Origin of the sequence: Geodermatophilus sp. CPCC 205506 (assembly GCF_051383635.1) — a bacterium.
GTDB lineage: Bacteria > Actinomycetota > Actinomycetes > Mycobacteriales > Geodermatophilaceae > Geodermatophilus.
In genome coordinates, this window is record NZ_JALPKP010000014.1 from 58,623 (window position 1) to 79,514 (window position 20,892).

At 75.0% G+C, this 20,892-nt stretch carries 23 protein-coding genes and 1 pseudogene; 9 read left to right on the plus strand and 15 right to left on the minus strand.

All coding sequences use genetic code 11. The features are described 5' to 3' along the window. Positions 1-32: 32 nt before the first annotated feature. The 4 genes from MY520_RS10225 to MY520_RS10240 all read right to left on the minus strand — a co-directional run bounded on the left by MY520_RS10225 (position 33) and on the right by MY520_RS10240 (position 5,677). Positions 33-500 (minus strand): DUF4383 domain-containing protein, encoded by a 468-nt coding sequence (locus tag MY520_RS10225; RefSeq protein ID WP_436691984.1) that lies wholly within the window; start codon positions 498-500, stop codon positions 33-35. Between the two features lie 175 nt (positions 501-675). After that, complete coding sequence (locus tag MY520_RS10230; protein WP_436691985.1) at positions 676-2,319, minus strand: carbamoyltransferase family protein; 1,644 nt, start codon at positions 2,317-2,319, stop codon at positions 676-678. Positions 2,320-2,426: 107 nt separating this feature from the next. Further along, a complete protein-coding gene (locus tag MY520_RS10235) occupies positions 2,427-4,136 on the minus strand; it encodes a RecQ family ATP-dependent DNA helicase (RefSeq protein ID WP_436691986.1) in 1,710 nt (569 codons plus the stop codon). Positions 4,137-4,426: 290 nt separating this feature from the next. After that, entirely contained in the window at positions 4,427-5,677 is a 1,251-nt protein-coding gene (locus MY520_RS10240) for a DUF2786 domain-containing protein (RefSeq protein ID WP_436691987.1), read from the minus strand. 129 nt (positions 5,678-5,806) lie between these two features. On the opposite strand from MY520_RS10240, the gene MY520_RS10245 reads away from it, so the two are divergent. The 7 genes and pseudogenes from MY520_RS10245 (at position 5,807) to MY520_RS10275 (ending at position 9,924) form a co-directional block, all read left to right on the plus strand. Beyond that, complete coding sequence (locus tag MY520_RS10245) at positions 5,807-6,202, plus strand: TOBE domain-containing protein (protein ID WP_436691988.1); 396 nt, start codon at positions 5,807-5,809, stop codon at positions 6,200-6,202. A gap of 74 nt (positions 6,203-6,276) precedes the next feature. After that, entirely contained in the window at positions 6,277-7,059 is a 783-nt protein-coding gene (gene modA, locus MY520_RS10250) for a molybdate ABC transporter substrate-binding protein (RefSeq protein WP_436691989.1), read from the plus strand. Next, positions 7,056-7,859: a molybdate ABC transporter permease subunit gene (modB, locus tag MY520_RS10255; protein WP_436691990.1), complete on the plus strand. Its 804-nt coding sequence runs from the start codon at positions 7,056-7,058 to the stop codon at positions 7,857-7,859. Before modA ends, modB begins: the two co-directional genes overlap by 4 nt. Before the next feature lie 29 nt (positions 7,860-7,888). Next, positions 7,889-8,335 (plus strand): annotated as a pseudogene (locus MY520_RS10260) (ATP-binding cassette domain-containing protein); the annotation flags it as partial. Between the two features lie 120 nt (positions 8,336-8,455). Next, positions 8,456-8,911 (plus strand): TOBE domain-containing protein, encoded by a 456-nt coding sequence (locus MY520_RS10265; RefSeq protein WP_436692038.1) that lies wholly within the window; start codon positions 8,456-8,458, stop codon positions 8,909-8,911. Between the two features lie 12 nt (positions 8,912-8,923). After that, on the plus strand, positions 8,924-9,517 hold the full coding sequence (locus MY520_RS10270) for a nucleotidyltransferase family protein (RefSeq protein ID WP_436691991.1): 594 nt from the start codon (positions 8,924-8,926) through the stop codon (positions 9,515-9,517). Beyond that, complete coding sequence (locus MY520_RS10275) at positions 9,514-9,924, plus strand: molybdenum cofactor biosynthesis protein MoaE (protein WP_436691992.1); 411 nt, start codon at positions 9,514-9,516, stop codon at positions 9,922-9,924. Before MY520_RS10270 ends, MY520_RS10275 begins: the two co-directional genes overlap by 4 nt. Before the next feature lie 15 nt (positions 9,925-9,939). Here the strand turns inward: MY520_RS10275 and MY520_RS10280 are convergent, their stop codons facing one another. The 9 genes from MY520_RS10280 to MY520_RS10320 all read right to left on the minus strand — a co-directional run bounded on the left by MY520_RS10280 (position 9,940) and on the right by MY520_RS10320 (position 17,224). Further along, the gene (locus MY520_RS10280; RefSeq protein WP_436691993.1) at positions 9,940-10,905 is read right to left on the minus strand and encodes an SMP-30/gluconolactonase/LRE family protein; all 966 of its coding nucleotides are present in this window, start codon (positions 10,903-10,905) and stop codon (positions 9,940-9,942) included. 116 nt (positions 10,906-11,021) lie between these two features. Next, a complete protein-coding gene (locus MY520_RS10285) occupies positions 11,022-11,399 on the minus strand; it encodes a hypothetical protein (protein WP_436691994.1) in 378 nt (125 codons plus the stop codon). Positions 11,400-11,611: 212 nt separating this feature from the next. Further along, on the minus strand, positions 11,612-12,100 hold the full coding sequence (locus MY520_RS10290; RefSeq protein ID WP_436691995.1) for a GAF domain-containing protein: 489 nt from the start codon (positions 12,098-12,100) through the stop codon (positions 11,612-11,614). Between the two features lie 61 nt (positions 12,101-12,161). Further along, positions 12,162-12,353, minus strand: coding sequence for a hypothetical protein (locus MY520_RS10295; protein ID WP_436691996.1), 192 nt, complete (start codon positions 12,351-12,353; stop codon positions 12,162-12,164). A gap of 52 nt (positions 12,354-12,405) precedes the next feature. Next, a complete protein-coding gene (locus MY520_RS10300) occupies positions 12,406-13,431 on the minus strand; it encodes a hemolysin family protein (protein ID WP_436691997.1) in 1,026 nt (341 codons plus the stop codon). Beyond that, a complete protein-coding gene (locus MY520_RS10305; RefSeq protein WP_436691998.1) occupies positions 13,424-14,809 on the minus strand; it encodes a hemolysin family protein in 1,386 nt (461 codons plus the stop codon). The genes MY520_RS10300 and MY520_RS10305 overlap by 8 nt, the downstream gene beginning before the upstream one ends. Before the next feature lie 87 nt (positions 14,810-14,896). After that, the gene (locus MY520_RS10310) at positions 14,897-15,142 is read right to left on the minus strand and encodes a MoaD/ThiS family protein (protein WP_436691999.1); all 246 of its coding nucleotides are present in this window, start codon (positions 15,140-15,142) and stop codon (positions 14,897-14,899) included. 36 nt (positions 15,143-15,178) lie between these two features. Further along, positions 15,179-16,231: a GTP 3',8-cyclase MoaA gene (gene moaA / locus MY520_RS10315; RefSeq protein ID WP_436692000.1), complete on the minus strand. Its 1,053-nt coding sequence runs from the start codon at positions 16,229-16,231 to the stop codon at positions 15,179-15,181. A 96-nt stretch (positions 16,232-16,327) separates the two neighbouring features. Beyond that, positions 16,328-17,224: a hypothetical protein gene (locus MY520_RS10320; RefSeq protein ID WP_436692001.1), complete on the minus strand. Its 897-nt coding sequence runs from the start codon at positions 17,222-17,224 to the stop codon at positions 16,328-16,330. Positions 17,225-17,431: 207 nt separating this feature from the next. On the opposite strand from MY520_RS10320, the gene MY520_RS10325 reads away from it, so the two are divergent. Together MY520_RS10325 and MY520_RS10330 are read left to right on the plus strand one after the other, a co-directional pair. Next, the gene (locus MY520_RS10325; RefSeq protein WP_436692002.1) at positions 17,432-18,688 is read left to right on the plus strand and encodes an MFS transporter; all 1,257 of its coding nucleotides are present in this window, start codon (positions 17,432-17,434) and stop codon (positions 18,686-18,688) included. Positions 18,689-18,754: 66 nt separating this feature from the next. Then, positions 18,755-19,591 carry an aldo/keto reductase gene (locus tag MY520_RS10330; RefSeq protein ID WP_436692003.1) on the plus strand — a complete coding sequence of 279 codons (837 nt, stop codon included), beginning with the start codon at positions 18,755-18,757 and terminating at the stop codon, positions 19,589-19,591. 47 nt (positions 19,592-19,638) lie between these two features. Here the strand turns inward: MY520_RS10330 and MY520_RS10335 are convergent, their stop codons facing one another. Together MY520_RS10335 and MY520_RS10340 are read right to left on the minus strand one after the other, a co-directional pair. Then, complete coding sequence (locus MY520_RS10335; RefSeq protein ID WP_436692004.1) at positions 19,639-20,013, minus strand: GntR family transcriptional regulator; 375 nt, start codon at positions 20,011-20,013, stop codon at positions 19,639-19,641. A 5-nt stretch (positions 20,014-20,018) separates the two neighbouring features. Beyond that, a complete protein-coding gene (locus tag MY520_RS10340) occupies positions 20,019-20,891 on the minus strand; it encodes a hypothetical protein (RefSeq protein ID WP_436692005.1) in 873 nt (290 codons plus the stop codon). Between the last annotated feature and the right edge of the window lies 1 nt (position 20,892).

Sequence of the window (20,892 nt, forward strand, 5' to 3'; positions counted from 1 at the left end):
GAGCCCGGCCTCCGGGGCCGTGGAGGTTGGGGTCAGACCCGCGTGGAACGGCCGCCCACGGCCGTCCGGACCGGGCCCAACGCGATGACCAGACCCACGACCGCGGTCAGCAGGTGCAGGATGTTGTCGGCCCAGTTGAGGTTGAGGACATCCCACTCCGTGCCGACGGCGAAGATCCCGTAGACGAATGCCGCGCCGTAGCCGACGGCGAGCAGCCAGCCGTAGGTGCGCGCCCCGGCGAGCGTGCGGCCCAGGACCAGCCCCGCGACACCGATGAGGATGTGCACCACGTTGTGCGCCGGGTTGATCATGAAGCCGAGCAGGTTCTCGTCGACGTGGTGCGGCGTGCCGGCCTCGTTGCCGAAGAAGTCCCCGAAGCCGGTGATGAAGAAGCCGATGATGCCGATGAGCAGGTAGATCGCGCCGAAGGCCAGCGCCAGCATCTGGGGCCAGGTCATGGCCCCGCGGCCGGCGCCGGTGGTGTCGCGTGCAGCGGACATGGGGTTCCTCCCAGAGTTCGTCGGTCCGCCCTTTCTCGGACGGTCCGGGGCCGGAATACCCCTGGTCCGGACGCCGTAACGGTCGTCCCCCGTCCGGGGGACGACCGTTGCCGAACCGATACCTGGCAGATCCGGCCCCGACACCGGTGTGTTCGGCGCCGGCGGGGAGGGCGGTTCAGCGCGCGGTGGCCCGGGGCCGGCGGACGACGAACGGGCCGATCGCCAGCAGGTCCACCGGCGCGGAGCCGAAGCACTCCAGGGCGTCCCGCGGGTCGTCGACCATCGGCCGGCCGGCGGTGTTCAGGCTGGTGTTGACCACGACCGGGAGTCCGGTGCGCCGCTCGAAGCACTCGAGCATGCGGGCGACCAGCGGCTCCTCGGTGCGGTCGACGGTCTGGATCCGCGCCGTCCCGTCGACGTGGGTGACCGTCGGGATCCGCTCCCGCCAGTCGGGGTGCACGTCGTGGACGAAGAGCATGTACCGCGACGGGATCGGGCCCCGGGCGAAGATGTCCGCCGCGCGCTCGGCCAGCACCATCGGTGCCACCGGCCGGAACTGCTCGCGGCCCTTGACGTTGTTCATCCGCTCGAGGTTGGCCTCGAAGCCGGGGTGGGCGAGCAGCGACCGGTGGCCCAGGGCGCGCGGGCCGTACTCGCTGCGGCCCTGGAACCAGGCGACGATCCCGTTGTTCGCGAGCACCTCGGCGACGGCGTCGGCGACGTCGTGCGGCCGCTCGTAGTCGATGGCCGCGGTGATCAGCCAGGTCTCGATCTCCTCGTCGGTCCAGCCGCGGCCGAGGTCGGCGCCGGGCATGGGCGCGGTCACGTCGCCCAGTTCGGTCGCCACGGCCATCGCGCCGCCGAGGGCGGTGCCGGAGTCGCCGGCGGCCGGCTGCACCCACACGTGGTCGAACGGCCCCTCCGCGTGGATCCGGCTGTTGGCGACGCAGTTGAGCGCGACGCCGCCGGCCAGGGTGAGCGCGGTGTCGCCCGTCCGGCCGTGCAGCCAGCGGGCGAGGTCGAGCATCGTCTCCTCCAGCCGCAGCTGGACGCTGGCGGCGAGGTCGGCGTGCGCCTCGGTCCACTCGTCGCCCTTGCCCAGCCGGGGGGCCAACTCGGTGAAGTCGATCCGCTCGGTGCGGAACCCGCCGTCGCCCGTGGCGTGCACGTAGGACTCGAGCTCGCCGGCGAAGCGCGGCTTCCCGTAGGAGGCCATCGCCATGACCTTGTACTCGTCGGAGCTGCGCAGGAAGCCCAGGTGCTCGGTGAGGTCCTCGTAGAGCAGACCCAGGGAGTGCGGGAGCGCCTGGCTGGCGAGCACCTCCAGCCGGCCGTCGACGTACCGCCCGGCGAGGTGGCTCACCGCCTCGCCGCGGCCGTCGAGGACCAGCACGGAGTTGGTCGGGTACGGCGCGGCGAGCCCGGCCGACGCCGCGTGCGCCACGTGGTGGGGGACGAAGCGGACCCGGTCCTCGGTCAGCCCCGGCAGGTGGTGGGCGAGGAAGGACGGCGCCTTCTCGGCGTACATCTTCCGCATGACGTCGCCCTCGTCGTGGAGCCCGGTCTCCTCGGGGCTCGGCATCAGGCGCGGGTCGAACGAGTAGGCGACGGCATCCAGGTCGGCGGGGGTGAGCCCGGCCTCGGCCAGCACCCACGCGGCCGACAGTTCGGGCAGTTCCCAGGCGCTCCACGGCAGCGGCCGCTTGCCGTGCTTGCGGCGGCTGAACCGCTCCTCCTCCGCGGCGGCGACCACCTGGCCGTCGACGACCAGAGCCGCGGCCGGGTCGTGGTAGAGCGCGTTGATGCCGAGGACCTTCACCCGTCAACTCCTCCCGCCGGGGGGCGATCCACCCGGTCTCGAGCTCGATGATCACGTCGTCGCCCGCGTTCCGCAGGCCGAGCTGGGACTTTCGGCGCGGAAAGTCGTCAGTCGCGGCGCGCGAGGAGGTCGTTGCCGAGGACGGCGGCGAGCCCGAGGGTCTTGTAGCCGACCTCCTCGAACAGGACGACGACCCGGTCGTCCTCCACCCGCATGACCACGCCCGGCCCCCACTCGGCGTGCTGGACCGCCGTCTGCGCGGGGAACGGCGTGTCGGCGTCGTCGGCCCCGGGCTGCTCCTGGGACGAGCCGGCGGAGCAGTTGTCGCAGTTGCCGCACGGCTTCTCCAGCTGCTCGCCGAAGTAGCCGAGGAGGAACTGTCGCCGGCACTCGGTGGTCTCCGCGTAGCCGCGCATCATCTCCACGCGGCTCTGGTCGACCCGCTCGTGGTGCTCGGCCAGCTCGCGGGCGGCGGCGGCCGCCTCCCCGGGGGCCGGGGCGCTCTCGGCCCGGTGCGCGGCGCCCTCCTCGTCGAGCACCACCGCCGACACCTGCTCCAGCAGGTTCAGGTCGCGGGCCAGCGGGGTGGCGCCGCGGCCGGTCTCCTCGCGCAGCTGCCGGACGTCGACGCCGCCGTCCAGCCCGGCGGCCTCCGCCGCCCCGACCAGCCCGGCGACCTGCTGCAGCTCCTCCTCGGCGGGGACGCCGGCGGCGAAGAACCTGCGCAGCCCGAGGTCCTCCTGCCGGTAGACCAGCACCGCCAGTGCCGGCTCGCCGTCCCGCCCGGCGCGACCGATCTCCTGGTAGTAGCTGTCCACCGAGTCGGCGGGCTCGGCGTGGACGACGAAACGGGTGTCGGGCTTGTCGATGCCCATGCCGAACGCCGTCGTCGCGACGACGACGTCCAGCTCGTCGTCCATGAACGCCCGCTGGGCGTCGTCGCGGTCGGCCTTCCGGAGGCCCGCGTGGTAGGGGCGGGCCCGCAGCCCCCGGTCGGTGAGCGCGGCGGCGAGCTCCTCGGTGCCCTTCCGGGTGGCGCTGTAGACGATCCCCGGGACGTGTCCCTCGCCGACCTCGGCGAGCACCCGGTCGAGCACCGCATGGTGCTTGCCGTGCGCGTCGGCGTGCTGCTCGACCTCCAGCCGGATCTCCGGGCGGTCGAAGCCGGCGACGACGGTGTTCGCGTTCCGCATGCCCAGCCGCTCGACGATCTCCGCGCGCACCGGGGGCGCGGCGGTGGCGGTCAGCGCGAGCACGGTGGGATGGCCGAGCTGCTCGATGACCGACCCCAGCCGCAGGTAGTCGGGGCGGAAGTCGTGCCCCCAGGCCGACACGCAGTGCGCCTCGTCGACGACGACCAGCGCCGGGTGGGTATCGGCGATCGCCTCGACGACCTCGGGCTTGGTCAGCTGCTCGGGTGCGAGGAAGAGGTAGCGGACCGTTCCGTCACGGAGCCCCTCGAGCGCGCCCCGCTGGTCGCCGGCGGAGAGGGCCGAGTTCAGCTGCGCCGCCTCGCCGTCGAGGCCGTCCAGCTCGTCGAGCCGGTCGACCTGGTCGCGCTGCAGGGCGATGAGCGGCGAGACGACGAGCACCGGACCGTCGGTCAGCTGTCCGGCGACCTGGTAGACGGCGGACTTCCCGGCCCCCGACGGCAGCACCGCGAGGGTGTCGCGCCCCGAGACAACCGACTTCATGGCCTCCTCCTGGCCGGGCCGGAAGTCCTCGAAGCCGAGCAGCTCGCGAGCGACCTCCCGGATGCGGCGGGTGCGGACGGAGGCGGACGCCCCGGCGGGGTTGGTCTCGTCGTTGCGGGGCACCGGCACCCACTCCCCGGGTGGTGTGATCGGCAAACGACCCGCGGTGCGGTCCTGGTCACGACGACCGCCTCGCGTGACCGGGTGTGCTGACCGGCGTTCCGGCGGGAACGCCGGTCAGCTCGTCACCGGTGTCTTCGAGGGGCTGGGTGCCACGACAGAGGCCGCTGGTCACAGGGGTGTGACGTCCCCGCGGGAACGTGGCGCGGTGCGCCGGGAGCGGCGGGGACCGGCGGGCTCGAGGAGGCGGCGCGGCGGACGCGAGGGGACCTGGGCCGGGCGTCGACCCCGGGTCAGCGCACCGAGGGCCGCCGCGGGCCGACGTCGGCGCGGTCGGCCGCTGCCCGGCCGGCGTACCAGCCGCCGCCGTCGACCGATCCGCGGCTCCGGCTGCTGCGTACCCGCGGGAACAACTCGGTGACCACCGCGTCGACAGCCTCCGCCCGGCGCCGGAGGACCGGCACCAGATCAGCGCCGCGCTCGGCGGCGGCCTGCGTCGTGGCGCGCTCGCGGGCGGCCGTGAGCCGTTCGCCCACGCGGTGCGCATAGCCCAGCAGGAAGGCCCGCCGAAAGGCGCGCGACGCCGCGCCCCGTCCCGCGTCCCTCTCCGCCGACGCGAGCGCCCGGGAGGCCTGGAGCAGCAGGGACGTGAACAGCAGCTCCACCGCGGCCAGGTCCGGGGCTGCGCCCACCAGGTTCGCGATCCCGAGGCCCTGGTACCAGACCAGGCGCACGCCGTTGGCGTCGGCCACCGCGCCCAGGAGCTGCATCTTCGCACGCACGTACGGGTCGTCGACGTGCACGCGGCGGGTGCCGATCCCGGCTCCGGCCGACGGACCGGCCTCCGCGTCCAGCAGCGCGGCGTCGACGGCGTGGCGGGTCATGAGCTGCTGCGCCTTGGCGGTCAGGGCCTCGGCCTCGTCGGGGAAGTCGCTCGACTCCGCCTTGGCCAGGAGGCCGCGGATGCGCCGGAGCACCCGCCCGTCGTCCGGCGTCCGGGTGCGTTCGGCGCCGGCCGGCCCCGTGCCTCCGGTGCCCGGCCCCCAGCGGGACGGGGGCGGCACCAGCTGCTCGATGCGGGCCAGCCTGCGCAGCGCGGAGGCGAGCACCAGGACGACCCGCCACGCGTCGGCGGCCGACCGCCGCTCCGCCCGGTGCCAGGCGCCGACGACGCCGACGACGTCGGCGTCGCCGGGGCGCAGGGCACCCAGCTCGCGCAGCTGCTCGAGCCACCCCGCCGGCGCCCGCGACGCGGCGTCCCGGACCCGGGCGTCCTCCGCGATGAGTGCCAGGGTCAGCGTCCGCGCCCGAGCGGTCGCCCCCCGACCGATCACGTGCACCACGTCGGCGGGCTGCCAGCCGCGTTCCCAGGCGTCGTCGAGGGCGGCGAGCAGCGCCCTCGTCGCGCCACCGGTCCGGTCGACCGCGGGGTCGCGTTCGGCCAGGACGCCGGCCATCTCCCCGGTGTGGCGGAGATCGGCCGGCCAGTCGCCGTGCAGCAGCAGCTCGCGGAGCCAGGCGTCGTCCGCGGGGTCGGTAGCCATGGCCCGCATGGTGCCCGGCCGCTGCGACGGAGCCCGGCTCGTCCTGTGGACGACGGAGCGCTGTCCACAGGTCCGCACCTGCCGAACCGGAACGCGCGGGACGCCGCAGGTGCGGGGTTAGGGTGCGGCGTGGCCGCCTCCTACCGCATCGCCGAGGCCGCCGAGCTGCTCGGGGTCAGCGACGACACGGTGCGCCGCTGGATCGACGGCGGCCGGCTCCCGGCCTCGCGGGAGGGAGGCGGGCCGGCGCACATCGACGGCGCCGATCTGGCCCGCGTCGCCGCGCAGCTGCGCGAGGCGCCCGAGCCGGGTGCCACGCGGCACTCCTCGGCCCGCAACCGGCTGACCGGCATCGTCACGCGCGTCGTCCGGGACGGCGTGATGGCCCAGGTCGAGATCCAGGCCGGGCCGTTCCGGGTGGTCTCGCTGATGTCCCGCGAGGCCGCGGACGAGCTCGGCCTCGACGTCGGCGTGCGCGCGGTCGCGACCGTGAAGGCGACCCAGGTCAGCGTCGACGTCCCCTGACCGACCGAGGGCTCGGACACGAGCGCGCGTCGTACACCCGCAGATGCGGGCGCACCTCGTCTAGTGTGCCGCGGGTGCGGACTCCTGCCTCCCTCGTCCTCGCGGCGCTCCTGCTGACCGGCTGCGGCACCGCGCAGTCCGGTGCCACCGACGGCGGCGGGGAGGGCCGGGACGGCGGCCTGACCGGCACGCTCACCGTCTTCGCGGCCGCCTCGCTCACCGACGTCTTCACCGAGCTGGGCGACCAGCTGGGGCAGGACAACCCCGACCTCGACGTGCAGTTCAACTTCGCCGGCAGCTCCGCGCTGGCCACGCAGCTGACCCAGGGGGCGCCGGCGGACGTCTTCGCCTCGGCGAACCAGGCGCAGATGACCGTGCTCACCGAGGCGGGGCTGCAGGCGGAGGACCCCGTGGTCTTCACCGCGAACGTGCTGCAGATCGCCGTTCCCGCGGGCAACCCCGCCGGGGTGTCCGGCCTGGCCGACTTCGGGCGGGAGGACCTGACGCTCGCGGTCTGCGCGCCGGAGGTGCCCTGTGGCGCGGCCGCCGACGACGTCTTCGCCGCAGCGGGCGTCACCGCCGTGCCCGACACCCTGGAGGAGGACGTGCGGGCGGCGCTGACCAAGGTCGAGCTCGGCGAGGTCGACGCCGCGCTGGTCTACACCACCGACGTCACCGCGGCCGGTGACGCGGTCGAGGGCCTCGACTTCCCCGAGGCCGAGGACGCGGTGAACGACTACCCGATCTGCACGCTGGCCGACGCCCCCAACCCCGCGGCGGCCGCCGCCTTCGTCGACCTGGTGCGGTCCGAGAGCGGGCAGCAGGCGCTGGCCGACGCCGGCTTCCGCACCCCGTGAGACGACGGGGGGCCGGGGTCCCGCTGCCGCTGCTCGTCCCCGCCTCGATCGCCGTCGCCTTCCTCGTCCTGCCCCTGCTCGGCCTCGTCGTCCGCACGCCGTGGACGGACCTGCCCGCGCAGCTGGCGGACCCGGCCGTCGGCGAGGCGCTGCGCCTCTCCCTGGTGTCGGCGACGCTGGCCACCGCGGTCTCGCTCGTGCTCGGTGTGCCGCTGGCCTGGGTGCTGGCCCGCTCGCGGGCCCGGGGCCGGTCGGTGCTGCGCGCCCTGGTCACGGTCCCCCTGGTGCTGCCGCCGGTCGTCGGCGGGGTCGCGCTGTTCCTCGTGCTGGGCCGGCAGGGGATCGTCGGCCGCTGGCTGGACCAGGGCTTCGACGTCACGATCCCGTTCACCACGACGGCGGTGGTGATCGCCGAGACGTTCGTGGCGATGCCGTTCCTCGTCATCAGCGTCGAGGGGGCGCTGCGGGCGGCCGACGCGCGGTTCGAGGACGCCGCGGCAACCCTCGGGGCCGACCGGTGGACGACGTTCCGCCGGGTGACCCTCCCGCTCGTGTCCCCGGGCATCGCCGCGGGCGCCGTGCTCTGCTGGGCCCGCGCGCTCGGCGAGTTCGGCGCCACGATCACCTTCGCCGGCAACTTCCCGGGGACGACGCAGACGATGCCGCTGGCCGTGTACCTGGCGCTGCAGCGCGACCCGCAGGCGGCGATCGTCCTCTCCCTCGTGCTGCTCGTGGTCTCCCTCGCCACGCTGCTGCTCCTCCGCGACCGCTGGCTGTCTAGCGCCGGAGCCGCGGCATGAGCCTCGCGGCCTCGATCACCGTGGCCCGCGGCGCGCTCACCGTCGACCTGCACCTCGACGTCGCCGACGGGGAGGTGCTCGCCGTCCTCGGCCCGAACGGAGCGGGCAAGTCCACGCTGCTGCGGGTGCTGGCCGGGCTGCTGCCACCCGACGGCGGCCGGGTGGCGGTCGACGGCCGCGACGTCTGGGACGACGTCGCGGCCGGGGTGCACGTGCCCGCCCACGAGCGCCGGCTGGGCATGGTCTTCCAGGACCACCTGCTCTTCCCACACCTGACGGTCACCGACAACGTGGCCTTCGGGCTCCGCACCCGGGGGCTGCGGAAGGCCGCGGCGCGGGCGGCGGCGGGGGAGTGGCTGGGGCGGGTCGGGCTGGCCGATCTCGGCGACCGCCGGCCCGGCCAGCTCTCCGGGGGGCAGGCGCAGCGGGCCGCGCTGGCCCGCGCGCTGGTCGGCGACCCCGCCGTCCTGCTGCTCGACGAGCCGTTGTCGGCGCTGGACGCCCGCACCCGGCTGGTCGTCCGCGCGGAGCTGCGCCGGCACCTCGCCGCGTTCGCCGGCAGCACCGTGCTGGTGACGCACGACCCGGTCGACGCGATGGCGCTGGCCGACCGGGTCGTCGTCGTCGAGGAGGGGCGGGTCGTCCAGGCCGGCACCCCGGCCGACGTCAGCCGGCACCCGCGCACCGACTACGTGGCGCGGCTGGTCGGCCTCGCCCTCCTGCCCGGCACCGGCGCGGGGTCCACCGTGCGGCTGGAGGGCGGCGGCGCGGTCGCGGTGGCCGAGGAGACGGCCGGGCCGGTGTTCGTCGCCGTCCGGCCCGAGTCGGTGGCGCTCTACCTCAGCGCCCCGCACGGCAGCCCGCGCAACGTGTGGCCGCTGCGGCTGGTGTCGGCCACCCCGCACGGCGCGACGGTCCGCTGCGAGCTGGACGGCGAGGTGCCGCTGGTCGCCGACGTCACCGCGACCGCCTTCGCCGAGCTCGGCCTGGCCCCGGGGTCGGCGGTCTGGGCCACGGTGAAGGCCTCCGAGGTGGCCGTCTACGCCCGCTGAGAGGCTGGGGCCATGAGCGCAGTCGCAGGGCTCGTCCTCGCCGCCGGGGGCGGCCGCCGGTACGGGATGCCGAAGGCGCTGGTCGAGTACGAGGGCAGCCTGCTGGTCGAGCGGGCGGTCGCGACGGCGCGGGCGGTGTGCGACCCCGTCCTGGTCGTGCTGGGCGCCCGGGCGGTCGACGTGTGGCGCACCGCGGACCTGGACGGCGCGACGGTGCTGGCCAACCGCGACTGGGAGACGGGCATGGCGTCGTCCCTGCGCACCGGGCTGGAGGGGCTGCGCGGCTGGCCGGGACGGATCGAGGCCGCGCTCGTGCTGCTGGTCGACATGCCGGGCATGACCACCGTGGCCCTGGAGCGCCTGGCCTCGCACGCGGCACCGGACGCGCTGGCGATCGCCACCTACGACGGCGTCCGCGGGCACCCCGTCCTCCTCGGCCGCGAGCACTGGGCGGGGGTGGCCGAGACCGCGACCGGCGACGAGGGTGCCCGGCGCTACCTCGCGACCCACCCCGTCACCGAGGTCGACTGCACGGGCCTGGCGGACCCCACCGACCTCGACGTCCCGCCTCCGGGCCCGGCCCCCGGGGTACCGTCGGCGCCGTGATCGCCCGAGTCGTCGACGCGCCGCTCTCGGTCGCCGAGCACGAGGACGCCGTGGCGGACAAGGCGGCCGGCGCGGTCGTCTCCTTCTCCGGCGTCGTCCGTGACCACGACGGCGGCCGGTCGGTGACCGAGCTGGAGTACGTCGGCCACCCGACGGCGCAGTCGGTCATCGAGGAGCTGGCGCAGGAGTTCGCCGCGCGGCCCGACGTGCACGCCGTCGCCGTCTCCCACCGGGTCGGCATGCTCGGCATCGGCGACGTCGCGCTGGCCTGCGCGGTCAGCGCCTCCCACCGTGGCCAGGCGTTCGCCGCCTGCGCCGAGCTCGTCGACGAGGTGAAGAAGCGGCTGCCGATCTGGAAGCGGCAGGTCTTCACCGACGGCGACGAGGAGTGGGTCGCCTGCCCCTGAGGCGCGGGTGGCGGGTCAACGCTCGACCAGCACCACCTCGTACCGGTCCGCGGTCGGGGGGATGCCGGTGTCGAACTTGGCGTTCACCACGGCCAGGTCGTCGTCGACCACGATCAACGTGGTCGGGATCTGGAAGTCGTCGTCGGTGATCGTCTCCTCGACCGACCCGGAGGTCAGGTCCGGGCTCAGCCGGGCACGGACCACCTGGTTCAGCTGGTTCTGCACGGCCCAGAGGTCGTGGCCCTCGAGCTGGATGCCGTCCACGCTCGGCACGTCGACCCCGGCGATCTCGGCGCTCGCCCCGGTGCCGGGGTCCACGGTGTAGACGCGGCCGGTTCCCGAGTGCGCCACGATCAGCGTGTCGCCGTCCGGCGTGGCGGCGATGCCGTTGAGGCTGATGTCCGTGGGCCGCTCGGCCGCCGGGCCGGTGAGCTCGAGGGTGCGTGCCGTTCCCGGCTCACCGTGCCGGACGGGGACGAAGTGCAGCCGGGGTTCCAGACTGTCGGTGAACCACGCGCCGTCCGGGGTGACGGTGACGTCGTTGACGAAGGACGTGCCCGGGTCGCCGAACTCGTAGGCGGCGACCGTGTTCCCCGTGCAGAGGTCGTACACGTACCCGAGACCACGGGACGTGCTGGGGCCCCCGGGGAAGGCGCCGCCGCCCGCCACGAACAGCAGGTCGTGCCGGAGGTCGGCGAACATGCCGATGGCCATCCGGCCGTCCGGAGCGTCGATGAACAACTCCGCCGTCCGCCGCCCGAGGTCGCCGCGGAAGATGTCCCCGGCGAACAGGTCCCCGGCGTAGAAGGTGTCACCGCCCCCGTGGGCGATGCCCTCGGCCGAGGTCGCGCCCGGGAGCACGATGACGTCGTCGTGCGGGTGGGCCGCCGCGGGGGCGACGGTCGCGGCCCCCAGGCCCAGAGTGGCCGCCACGAGCACTGTCGCGCGGACGGACGATCGGGGGAAGGCAGACCTGGACATCCGTGCCTCCTGATCGGCGCCGCATCGCGCCGGACGGGACTGCGGGGGTCTGGCCGCCACCTTGGCACCACCGGGCTCCGACCGGAAGGGCACGACCGGTAGCGAGCCCTCCGTGGTCAGTCGGCGCGCAGCAGCCGGGCCTCCACGATCTTCGTCGCGCCGGCCGCGTGCATCTCCACCGCGTCGGTCCGTTCCCGGACCCGGTCGAGCATCTCGGTGTCGCTGATCGGCATCGTGACCACGAGGCGCTGTGCCTTGTCGACCTCGGGGTGCTCGAGGACGGCGTCGACGAGCCGGCTCCGGGTGCCCACGGGCAGGTGGCCGGACGCGACGTGCAGCTCGGAGTGGACGACGCCGGTGCCGTCGGTGGGGTGCACGTCGGCGTCGGCGAGAACGCGCCCGCCGGCGAGGATCTGGACGGAGAACGCCCGTACGGGGGACTCGCGGAGGCCGGTGGGCTCGGTCAGGGCGGATCGGTCGTCGGATCGTGTCATCGCTGGGCTCCGCACGGTCGAGGGGGAGGACGGCCCGTCGAGGGCCTCCGCGAGGGGCCCGGCGCCCGGGCCCACGACGGTGCGACGCTGCACGGTCGATCCCAGCCTGGCCGAGTCGCGGCGTGACGTGCACCACGCGATCGGGAAACGCCGCGGAGGAGCGCGCTGCGCGTCGGTTCCGACGCGGAGCGCCACATCGGAGGCCGAGCCGATCAGGAGTCCGGTGCGGGCGGGCGCAGGCCGGCGGCCATGAGCGTGCTCAGCATGCGCGCGACCATCTCCACGAGCGGGAGGTCCCGGCTCGCGCTGCGCGGCCGGGCGCGGAACCCCACCGCGCAGACGGTGCCGAACAGCTCGCCGTCGGCGGTCACCAGCGGAACGCCGAGGTAGGCCGCCACCCGGGTGACCGGTCCGAGGGAGCGCGAGGCGTACTCCGGCACCGCTGCGGTCACCGTCGCCGCACGCGGCGCCTCACCGGCCACCATGAGCCGGCAGAAGCTGTCCTCCCAGGACAGCGACGCCCCCGGTGGCAGCCCCTCCGCGGGGTGGGCGTGCAGCACCACCTGGCGGTCACCGACGACGCGGGTGACCGTCCAGACGTCCCAGCCGAGCTGCTGGTGCAGGAACTGCAGGGCACCGCACGCGGCGGCGGCGAAGTCCGGCCACGGCGCCACGTCCGCGATCCCGGGTTCTGGATCCATCGCGACCGGTGCCCCCCTCCGCGCACGGCCTCGGTCCGCGCGTACGGCGCGGCGGGCACGGTCAGTGTCGCGCAGGCGCCTCGCCGTCGTCGCGTGGGGCGCGCTCGGCAGCCTCCTCCTCGGCCTCCCCCTCGAGCCGGCGGGCTTCCCCGGCCGCCTTGGCCGCTTCGTCGCCGTGCGACTCGCCGTAGACCTCCTCGGCGCGGCCGATCAGCTCGGTGGCCTTCGCCCTGGCCCTGCCCCAGATGCTCATGCCGCCATTCTCCGGTGTCGTGATCACCGGTGCAGCACCTCCGCGCGCGGGATCACCGGTGCACGGCGTCGCGGATCTCGCCCACCAGTTCCTCGAGGATGTCCTCCAGCGCCACCACGCCCAGCACCGCGCCGCCCTCCGTCACCGCGGCGAACTGCGCGCCGTCGGCCTGCATCGTCTGCAGCGTGGTGCGCAGGTCGCCGGTGGCCGGCACCCGCGGTAGCGGGCGGGTGATGTCGGCGACCCGCACCTCGGGGTCGCCGTCGGCGACCAGCACGTCCTTGACGTGGACGTAGCCGGTGAACTCGCCGTCGCGGACGACCGGGAAGCGGGAGAAGCCGGTGCGCGCCGCGGCCCGCTCGACGGCCAGGGCGCCGTCGTCGGGCGACACCGTGGTCAGCTGCGCCCTCGGGATCAGCACCGCCCGGGTGTCCCGGTCCTCGAGCGACAGCGCGCCGGTGAGCAGGTCGTGCTCGCGCTTGTCGAGCAGCCCGCCGGCCCGGGACTGGTCGAGCAGCCCCGCGACCTCGTCCCGGGTGAAGGAGCTGCTGACCTCGGTCTTCGGGTCCACCCGGAGCAGCCGGAGGATGCCGTTGGCCAGGGCGTTGAGGCCGGCGATCACCGGCTTGAGCACGGTCACCACCGCCGACAGCGGGGGAGCCAGCGCCAGCGCCGCGCGGTCCGGGCCGGCCAGTGCCAGGTTCTTCGGCACCATCTCGCCGATCACCACGTGCAGCGCGACCACGACGGTGAGCGCGATGACGAAGGCGATCGGGTGGACCAGCGCCTCCGGCACGCTCAGCGCCTCGAACACCGGCTCCAGCAGGTGCGCGACGGCGGGCTCGCCGATGGCCCCGAGGCCCAGCGAGCAGACGGTGATGCCGAGCTGGGCGCCGGCCATCATCAGCGAGACCCGCTCCATCGCCGCCAGGGTGGTGCGGGCGCGACGGGAGCCGGCCTCGGCCAGCGGCTCGATCGACGACCGCCGCGCGGAGACCAGCGCGAACTCCGCGCCCACGAAGAAGGCGTTGGCCAGCAGCAGGACGACGGCGACGAGCACTCCGGTCCAGTCACCCACGGGGGGCCTCCTCGGTCTCGTCCCCGGCGGGGATCGCGCCGACGCGGGCGCGGTCGACGCGCGTGCCGTCGAGGGTCTCGACCTCGACCCAGACCCCGCCCGGGTGTCCCTCGGCCTCCGCGGCGAGCTCGGGTGGGAGCTGGCGCAGCGCGGTCACCCGGTCGCCGGGCTCCGGGATGCGGCCCAGGTGGTGCAGCACGAGGCCGCCGAGCGTCTCGTAGTGCCGGTCGGCGGGGACGGCGAGCCCGGTCAGGGCGCTCACCTCGTCGGGACGCAGCAGCCCGGACACCGACCAGGTGCCGTCACCGCGGTCGACGACCTCCTGCTCGAGCAGCTCGTCGTGCTCGTCGGAGACCGCCCCGACCAGTTCCTCGACGAGGTCCTCGACGGTCACCACGCCGTCCGTGCCGCCGTACTCGTCGATGACGACGGCCATCTGCAGCCCGCCGCGGCGCAGGTCGACGAGCAGCTCGTCGAGCTGGCGGGAGGTGGGGACGAACAGCGGCGCGATCATCACCTGCTCGACCGGCACGGTCGACCGCTCGTCCCGCGCGACGGCCAGTGCGTGTTTCACGTGGACCATCCCGACCACGTCGTCGGCCCCGGCCCCGGCGACCACCGGGAACCGGGAGTGCCCGGACTCCCGTGCGGTGGACAGGACGGCGGCGACGGGGGCGTCCACCGGCACGGTGGTCATCCGGATCCGCGGGGTGGCGACGTCGCTGGCGCGCAGCTCGCCGAAGGCCAGCCCCCGCTCGAGCAGCCTCGCCGTCTCGACGGGCAGCGTGCCGACCGTGCGCGAGCGGCGGACCAGGGAGGTCAGCTCCTCCGGCGACCGGGCCGACGCCAGCTCCTCCTGCGGCTCGACGCCGAAGACCCGGCGCAGGATGCCGTTGGCCCAGCCGTTGAGGAACCGGATGAGCAGCGCGGTGGACTTGGTGAAGCCGCGCTGGAACCCGGACACGGCCTTGGCCACCCGCAGCGGGTCCGAGATCGCCAGGTTCTTGGGCACCAGCTCGCCGAACACCATGGTCAGCACGGTGGCCAGGACCAGCGCGACGGTGATCGACACCGAGCGGGCCGCCGCGCCGGACAGGCCCATCGAGGCGAGCGGGCCCTGCAGCAGCGCGGCGATCGACGGCTCGGCGACGAAGCCGATCGCCAGGTTGGTCACGGTGATGCCGAGCTGGGCCCCGGAGAGCTGGGTGGACAGCGTCTTCATCGAGGTCAGGACGCCGGCGGCCCGGGGCCGGCCGGCCTCGACCTCACGCTCCACGGTGGCGCGGTCGACGGTGACCAGCGCGAACTCGAAGGCGACGAAGCCGGCGCAGCCGAGGATGAGCAGGACGCCGACCGCGACGAGCAACCACTCGATCATCGGACGCTGCCGGCTCGGCGGGACCTCGCGGGGTCGGTCAGTTCAGGGGACGGGCGATGGTGAGGCAGCGCCTTCACGAGCGGGGGGTCATCCTCCGGCGAACGGGGGCAGCACGTCGACGACCGCCCCGGGTTCCAGGGCCAACGCGCGGTCCCGCGTCTGCGTTCCGTCGACGAGGAACGAACAGGCGGTGAGCACCCGCTCCAGCTTCTCGCCGTGGCTGTCCACGATCTGCCCGATCAGCTCGTCGAGCGTGGTCGCGGTGCGGATCTCGGTGTCCACGCCCGCGGCGGCGCGGGCCCCGGCGAAGTACCGCACGGTGACCGATGTCATCGTCGGCCCTCGCGGTCGGCGGCACTCCCGGCCACGTCAGCCACCGATCGCCGACATCGGCCGGGACGGCTGCAGGAAGCTCGGGTCGTCGATGCCGTGCCCGGGCAGCTTGGCCAGCGTGGCGATCCGCCAGCGGTCGGCCAGCTCCTGGTCGGTCGCGCCCTCGCGCATCGGCGTCCGCAGGTCGGACTCCTCGCGGGCGAACAGGCAGTTGCGGATCTGCCCGTCGGCGGTCAGCCGGGTGCGGTCACAGGTGCCGCAGAACGAGCGGGTCACCGAGGCGATGACGCCGACGGTCGCGGGGCCGCCGTCGACCAGCCAGCGCTCCGCAGGCGCCGACCCGCGCTCCTCGGTGTCGGGGGTGAGCGTGTGGGCCGCCGAGAGCCGCTCGAGGATGTCCTCGGCGGTGACCATCCGGCCGCGGGTCCAGGCGTGGTGGGCGTCCAGCGGCATCTGCTCGATGAACCGGAGCTGGTACCCCTGCTCCAGGCAGAAGTCGAGCAGCGGAACGGCGTCGACGTCGTTCATCCCGTGCAGCAGGACGGCGTTGACCTTCACCGGGGTCAGGCCGGCGTCCCGGGCGGCGGCGAGACCGGCCAGGACGTCGTCGAGCCGGTCGCGGTGGGTGAGCTGCTTGAACCGGTCGCGGTCGAGGGTGTCGAGGCTGACGTTGATCCGGTCGAGGCCGGCCGCGGCCAGCGCCGGGGCGATGCGCACGAGGCCGATCGCGTTGGTGGTGAGGCTGACCTCGGGGCGCGGCGCGAGCGCGGTGGCGGCCTGCACGATGCCGACCAGGCCGGGGCGCAGCAGCGGTTCGCCCCCGGTGAAGCGGACCTCGCGGATGCCCAGCTGCTCCACGCCGATGCGCACCAGCCGGGCGATCTCGTCGTCGGTCAGCACCTCGACCTTCGGCAGCCAGTCCAGGCCCTCCGGCGGCATGCAGTAGGTGCAGCGCAGGTTGCAGCGGTCGGTCAGGGACACGCGCAGGTCGGTGGCGACGCGGCCGTGCCGGTCGACCAGCCCACCGGAACCGGGCACCGGGTCGGGCCGGCGCAGCACCGGGTCGGGCAGCGGGCTCGTCGAGGTCACCCCTCGAATGTAGTGGCGGAGGACGACGGTGTGCCGCGTCCCGGACGTGCGACGGGGGCGACCGGAGCTCCGGTCGCCCCCGTCGGGGTGTGTCGGTCAGCCGATCGGGGTGGGGGACACCGGGTCCGGCGGCACCGGGACCGAGCCCTGGATGCGGTTGCGGGCCTGACAGTCGGTGGTGCAGTTGGTCGCGCCGGCCGACAGCTCGATCGCGTCCTCGCCGAGCACGCCGCCCATCCGGCCGCCGGAGGCCACCGACCAGCGGGTCGTCGTCCCGTCCTGGTACAGCTTCGTGGCCACCTGCGGGCTGTCCTTGCCCAGCAGCATCTGGTGCGTCGCGTCCCCGGCGACGCCGTCGCCGAAGTTGATCTTCCCGGTGAACTCGTTGACGAAGAAGAACAGCGTCGGGCCGAGGGTGTGGACGTACTCCACCGGGCCGCCGAACTCCTGTTCCATCTGGAAGATGCCGCCCTGCGGGGCGTCCTTGGCCTGGACCTTGAACTTCCCGCCGGCGGCCGAGAACTCGGCGACGAGGACGCCGTCGCGCAGCCGCAACTCGGTGATCCGGACGCCGCGCAGCTGCGCTGCGGTCAGCTGCGGCACCTTCGAGGCGAAGACGACCGTCGGCGCGGTGACCATGCGCTGCGGATCCGGCGCGCCGGTCAGGGTGTAGGCGTAGACCCCGAGCGTCGCCGGGTCGATCGTGAAGGTGACGTGCCGGCCCCGGACGGCGATCGGCCCGGTGGGCGTCACGTCCCGCAGCCGGGCCTCGTTGCCGGCGGTCGGGTTGGTGGTCCGGCCGTTGACGGTGACGGCGAAGTCCCCGGCGGTCACGGCGCCGCCGCCGGCCCCGCCGCCCCCGTCGTCGGATGCCGCTCCGTCGTCGCTGCCGCCCTTCGCGGCGGCGACGCCCGGGACGAGCAGGACGCCGAGGGCGAGCAGGAGGGCGAGCAGGGGAGCGAGCGGGAGGCGCGGGCGGGCGGTCGGTGGCACGGGGCTCCTCCGAGTGAGGTGAATGCTCCGCGTGTGCGGTCGCTCACACAGCGTCCATGAAGGTTCATGGACTGCGGCGGCGCCACGCCATCGGCCCGCGAGAATCCGGCGGCGGGCCGGCGGCGGGCGTTGCTACGGTCGAGCGGCCACCCGAGAGACCGGCGGCCAGCCCCGCACTCGCTCGTGGCCAGGAAGCGCGAGAGTCCCGTGTCGCCCCGCACCGTCTTCGCCCCCTACGCCCGCCTGTTCGCCGTTCCCGGCTCGGTGGCGTTCTCCTTCGCCGGGTGGGTCGCCCGGCTGCCCATCCCCATGCTCGGCCTCGGCGCGGTGCTGCTGGTCGCCGGCGAGACCGGCAGCTACGGCCTGGCCGGTGCCGTCTCGGGCACACTCGCCCTCAGCTTCTCCGTCGCCAGCCCGCAGTGGGCCCGCGCGATGGACCGGCGCGGTCAGGGCGCCGTCCTCCGCTGGGCGATGACCGCCTACCTGCTCTCCGGTGTCGCCTTCGTCGCCGCGGTGACCGCCGGGGCGCCGCGCTGGTCGTGGTTCGCGCTCGCGGCGGTGTGCGGGGCGAGCGGGCCGAACATCGGCTCGCTGGTGCGCGCGCGGTGGGTCGCGGCCCTGGAGGACGCCGGCCGCCGGCAGACCGCCTTCGCGCTGGAAGCCGTCGTCGACGAGGTGGTCTTCGTCGTCGGCCCGCCGCTGGTGACGCTGCTCGCCACGCTGGTCGCCCCGCCGGTCGGCTTCCTCACCGGCATCGTGCTCGGCTCGGCCGGCGGGTTCTGGCTGGCCGGCCAGCGCGGCACCGAACCGGCGCTGCACCGGCCCGACCCGGCGTCCCCGGTCCGGCGCTGGGCGGCGGTCAACGCCACGGTGCTGGTCGTCGCGGTGACCTACGTGGCCGTCGGCGCGGTCTTTGGTGCGGTGGACGTCGTCGTCGTGGGGTTCGCCGACGCCGAGGGTGCCCCCGCGCTGGCCGGGCTCGCGCTGGCCGTCTACGCCGGCGGCAGCCTGGTGGCCGGGTTGCTCTACGGCGTCGTCCGGCTGCCCGGCACGCTGACCGCGCGCTTCCTGGCCACCGCCGTGGCCTTCGGCGTCGCCGCCCAGCTGATGTGGGGCGTCAGCTCGCTGGTCGTTCTGGTCGGTGCCGGCTTCCTGGCCGGCCTGGCGATCGCCCCCGTGCTGGTCTCGGGCACCTCGCTGGTGGAGTCCCGGGTGCCGCGCGCCGCGCTGACCGAGGCGCTGTCGTGGACCACCACCGGGCTCACCCTCGGCGTCACCGCGGGCTCGGCGCTGGCCGGGGCGGCCGTCGACGCGTGGGGTGCCGAGACCGCGTTCGCCGTCCCCGCGACGGCCGCCGCGCTGGCCGCTCTCGTCGCCCTGGCCGGCGCGCCGCTGCTGCGCCGCCGACCCCCGGCGGCCACGGGCGCACCCGCTGTGCGGGTTGACGACGGCGTCATCGGGTAGCGGGCTGCCGGGCCGCACCACCGCGACCGGAGTGTGCCGCCCTCCCCGACCCGAGAGGAACTGCCTGTGGCCACCGTGCCCACCATCCGTCTGAACAACGGCGTCGAGATCCCGCAGCTGGGCTTCGGCGTCTTCCAGATCCCGCCGGCCGAGACCGCCGAGGCCACGCGCACCGCGCTGGAGATCGGCTACCGGCACATCGACACCGCGCAGATGTACGGCAACGAGAAGGGCGTGGGCGAGGCCGTCCGCGACTCGGGCCTCCCGCGCGAGGAGGTGTTCGTCACCAGCAAGCTGAACAACAACCGGCAGACGCGCGACGACATCCTCCGCGCGTTCGACGAGAGCCTCGCCCAGCTCGGTCTCGACCAGCTCGACCTCTTCCTCGTCCACTGGCCGCTGCCGACCGTGAGCGACTACGTGGCCCGCTGGACGGTGATGGAGGAGATCTACGCGAGCGGCCGGGTCCGGGCCATCGGCGTCTCGAACTTCCAGCCCGAGCACCTGCGCGACCTCTTCGCGGCCACCGAGGTCCGCCCGGCGGTCAACCAGATCGAGGTGCACCCCTACCTGGCCAACGACGAGGTCCGGGCGTTCGGGGCCGAGTACGAGATCGTCACGGAGGCGTGGTCGCCGATCGCCAAGGGGAAGGTCGCCACCGATCCCGTGATCGCGGAGATCGCGGCCGGCCTGGGGCGGACCCCGGCGCAGGTGACCCTCCGCTGGCACGTGCAGCGGGGTGACGTCGTCTTCCCGAAGTCGGTGACCCGCAGCCGGGTGGAGGAGAACTTCGCGATCTTCGACTTCGAGCTCGACGAGTCGGCGATGGCCGCCATCAGCGGCCTCGACCGGGCCGAGCGGACCGGGCCCGATCCCGACACGTTCGCGTTCATCCCCCAGTGAGCCCGTTGGAGTGGATCCGTGGGCGTGACGCCCACGGATCCACTCCATCAGCGGTGCTGCAGCAGGGCCGCGCGGACGAGCGCCAGCACCGTCTCGCCGTCCACGCCCGCCGCCCGGGCCCGCACGACGAGGTCGTCCGCGGCGCTGCGCAGCCCGGTCGTGTCCGGTGCCGTGGTCGGGGCCCCGGTGACGACGGTGCCGGTGCGGCGCCGGCTGGCGACCAGCCCGGCCGCCTCCAGCTCGGTGTAGGCGCGCGCCACCGTGCCCGTGGCCACCCCCAGGTCGGCCGCCAGGGCGCGCATGGCGGGGAGCCGGTCGCCCGCGCGCAGCAGGCCGGCGTGCACGTAGGCGGCCACCTGGCTGCGGATCTGCTCGTACGGCGGCGTGGGGCTGGCGACGTCGACGGTGATGTCCAGCGCCATGACGGTCAGGCGGGCACCGGCCGGTCGGCGGGGACGCCGGGTGCCCGGACGCAGGCGACGAGCACCCCGGCGAGCAGGGCGGCCAGCCCGCAGCCGCCCACGCCGACGCCCAGTACGGCGAGCACTCCGCCTCCGGTGGTGGAGGAGATGCTCCACGCCGCGTTGCCGGCCACGGCCAGCAACCCGCCGGCGACCACCAGGGTCGTCGCGGCCGCCGCGCGCAGGACGCGGTGCGCCGAGGCCCGGCGCACCGCGTCCTCGATCCGGTCGTCCTCGGTCACGACGGCGGAGCGGGTGGCGACGATCCACAGCGCGGCCACGGTCACCGCGGCCAGGACGAGCAGCCCGAGCCCGGCCGGGCGGCCGTAGACGAGCCCCGGGAACGGGCCCGCCGTCGACCGGAACGGCGGGTCCTCGACCAGCAGGCTGCGGCCGTCGGGGGCGGCCAGCGCGGCTCCCAGGGCGATGGTGACGACGGCGGCGACCCCGGCGCCCACCGTCGTCCGGACCAGCCACCGCGGCGCGGCGTCCAGCAGCCGGCGGCGCACCAGCCGGGCGCGCCGGACCTGCCCCTGCGGGCGCGGCCAGGTGAGCTCCCCCAGCCCCAGGACGACGACGTGCACGACCCCCGCGGCGACCGGCACCAGGAGGGCGGTTCTGCCGAGGCTGCCGGGCGAGGCGTTCCCCAGCCCCGCCACGCCGACCGCTGTCGCTGCGGCGGCGCCCGCCAGCAGCGCCGTCGCCGTCGTGCCGACCGCGTGGGTGCGGGCGGCCGCGACGGTGGTCTCCCGGCTCGGCGGTGAGCGCCGGGCCACCGCGGTGCCGACGGCGAGCGCGCCGGCCAGGGCCAGCACCAGCAGGAGCGGCACCAGCGCCACG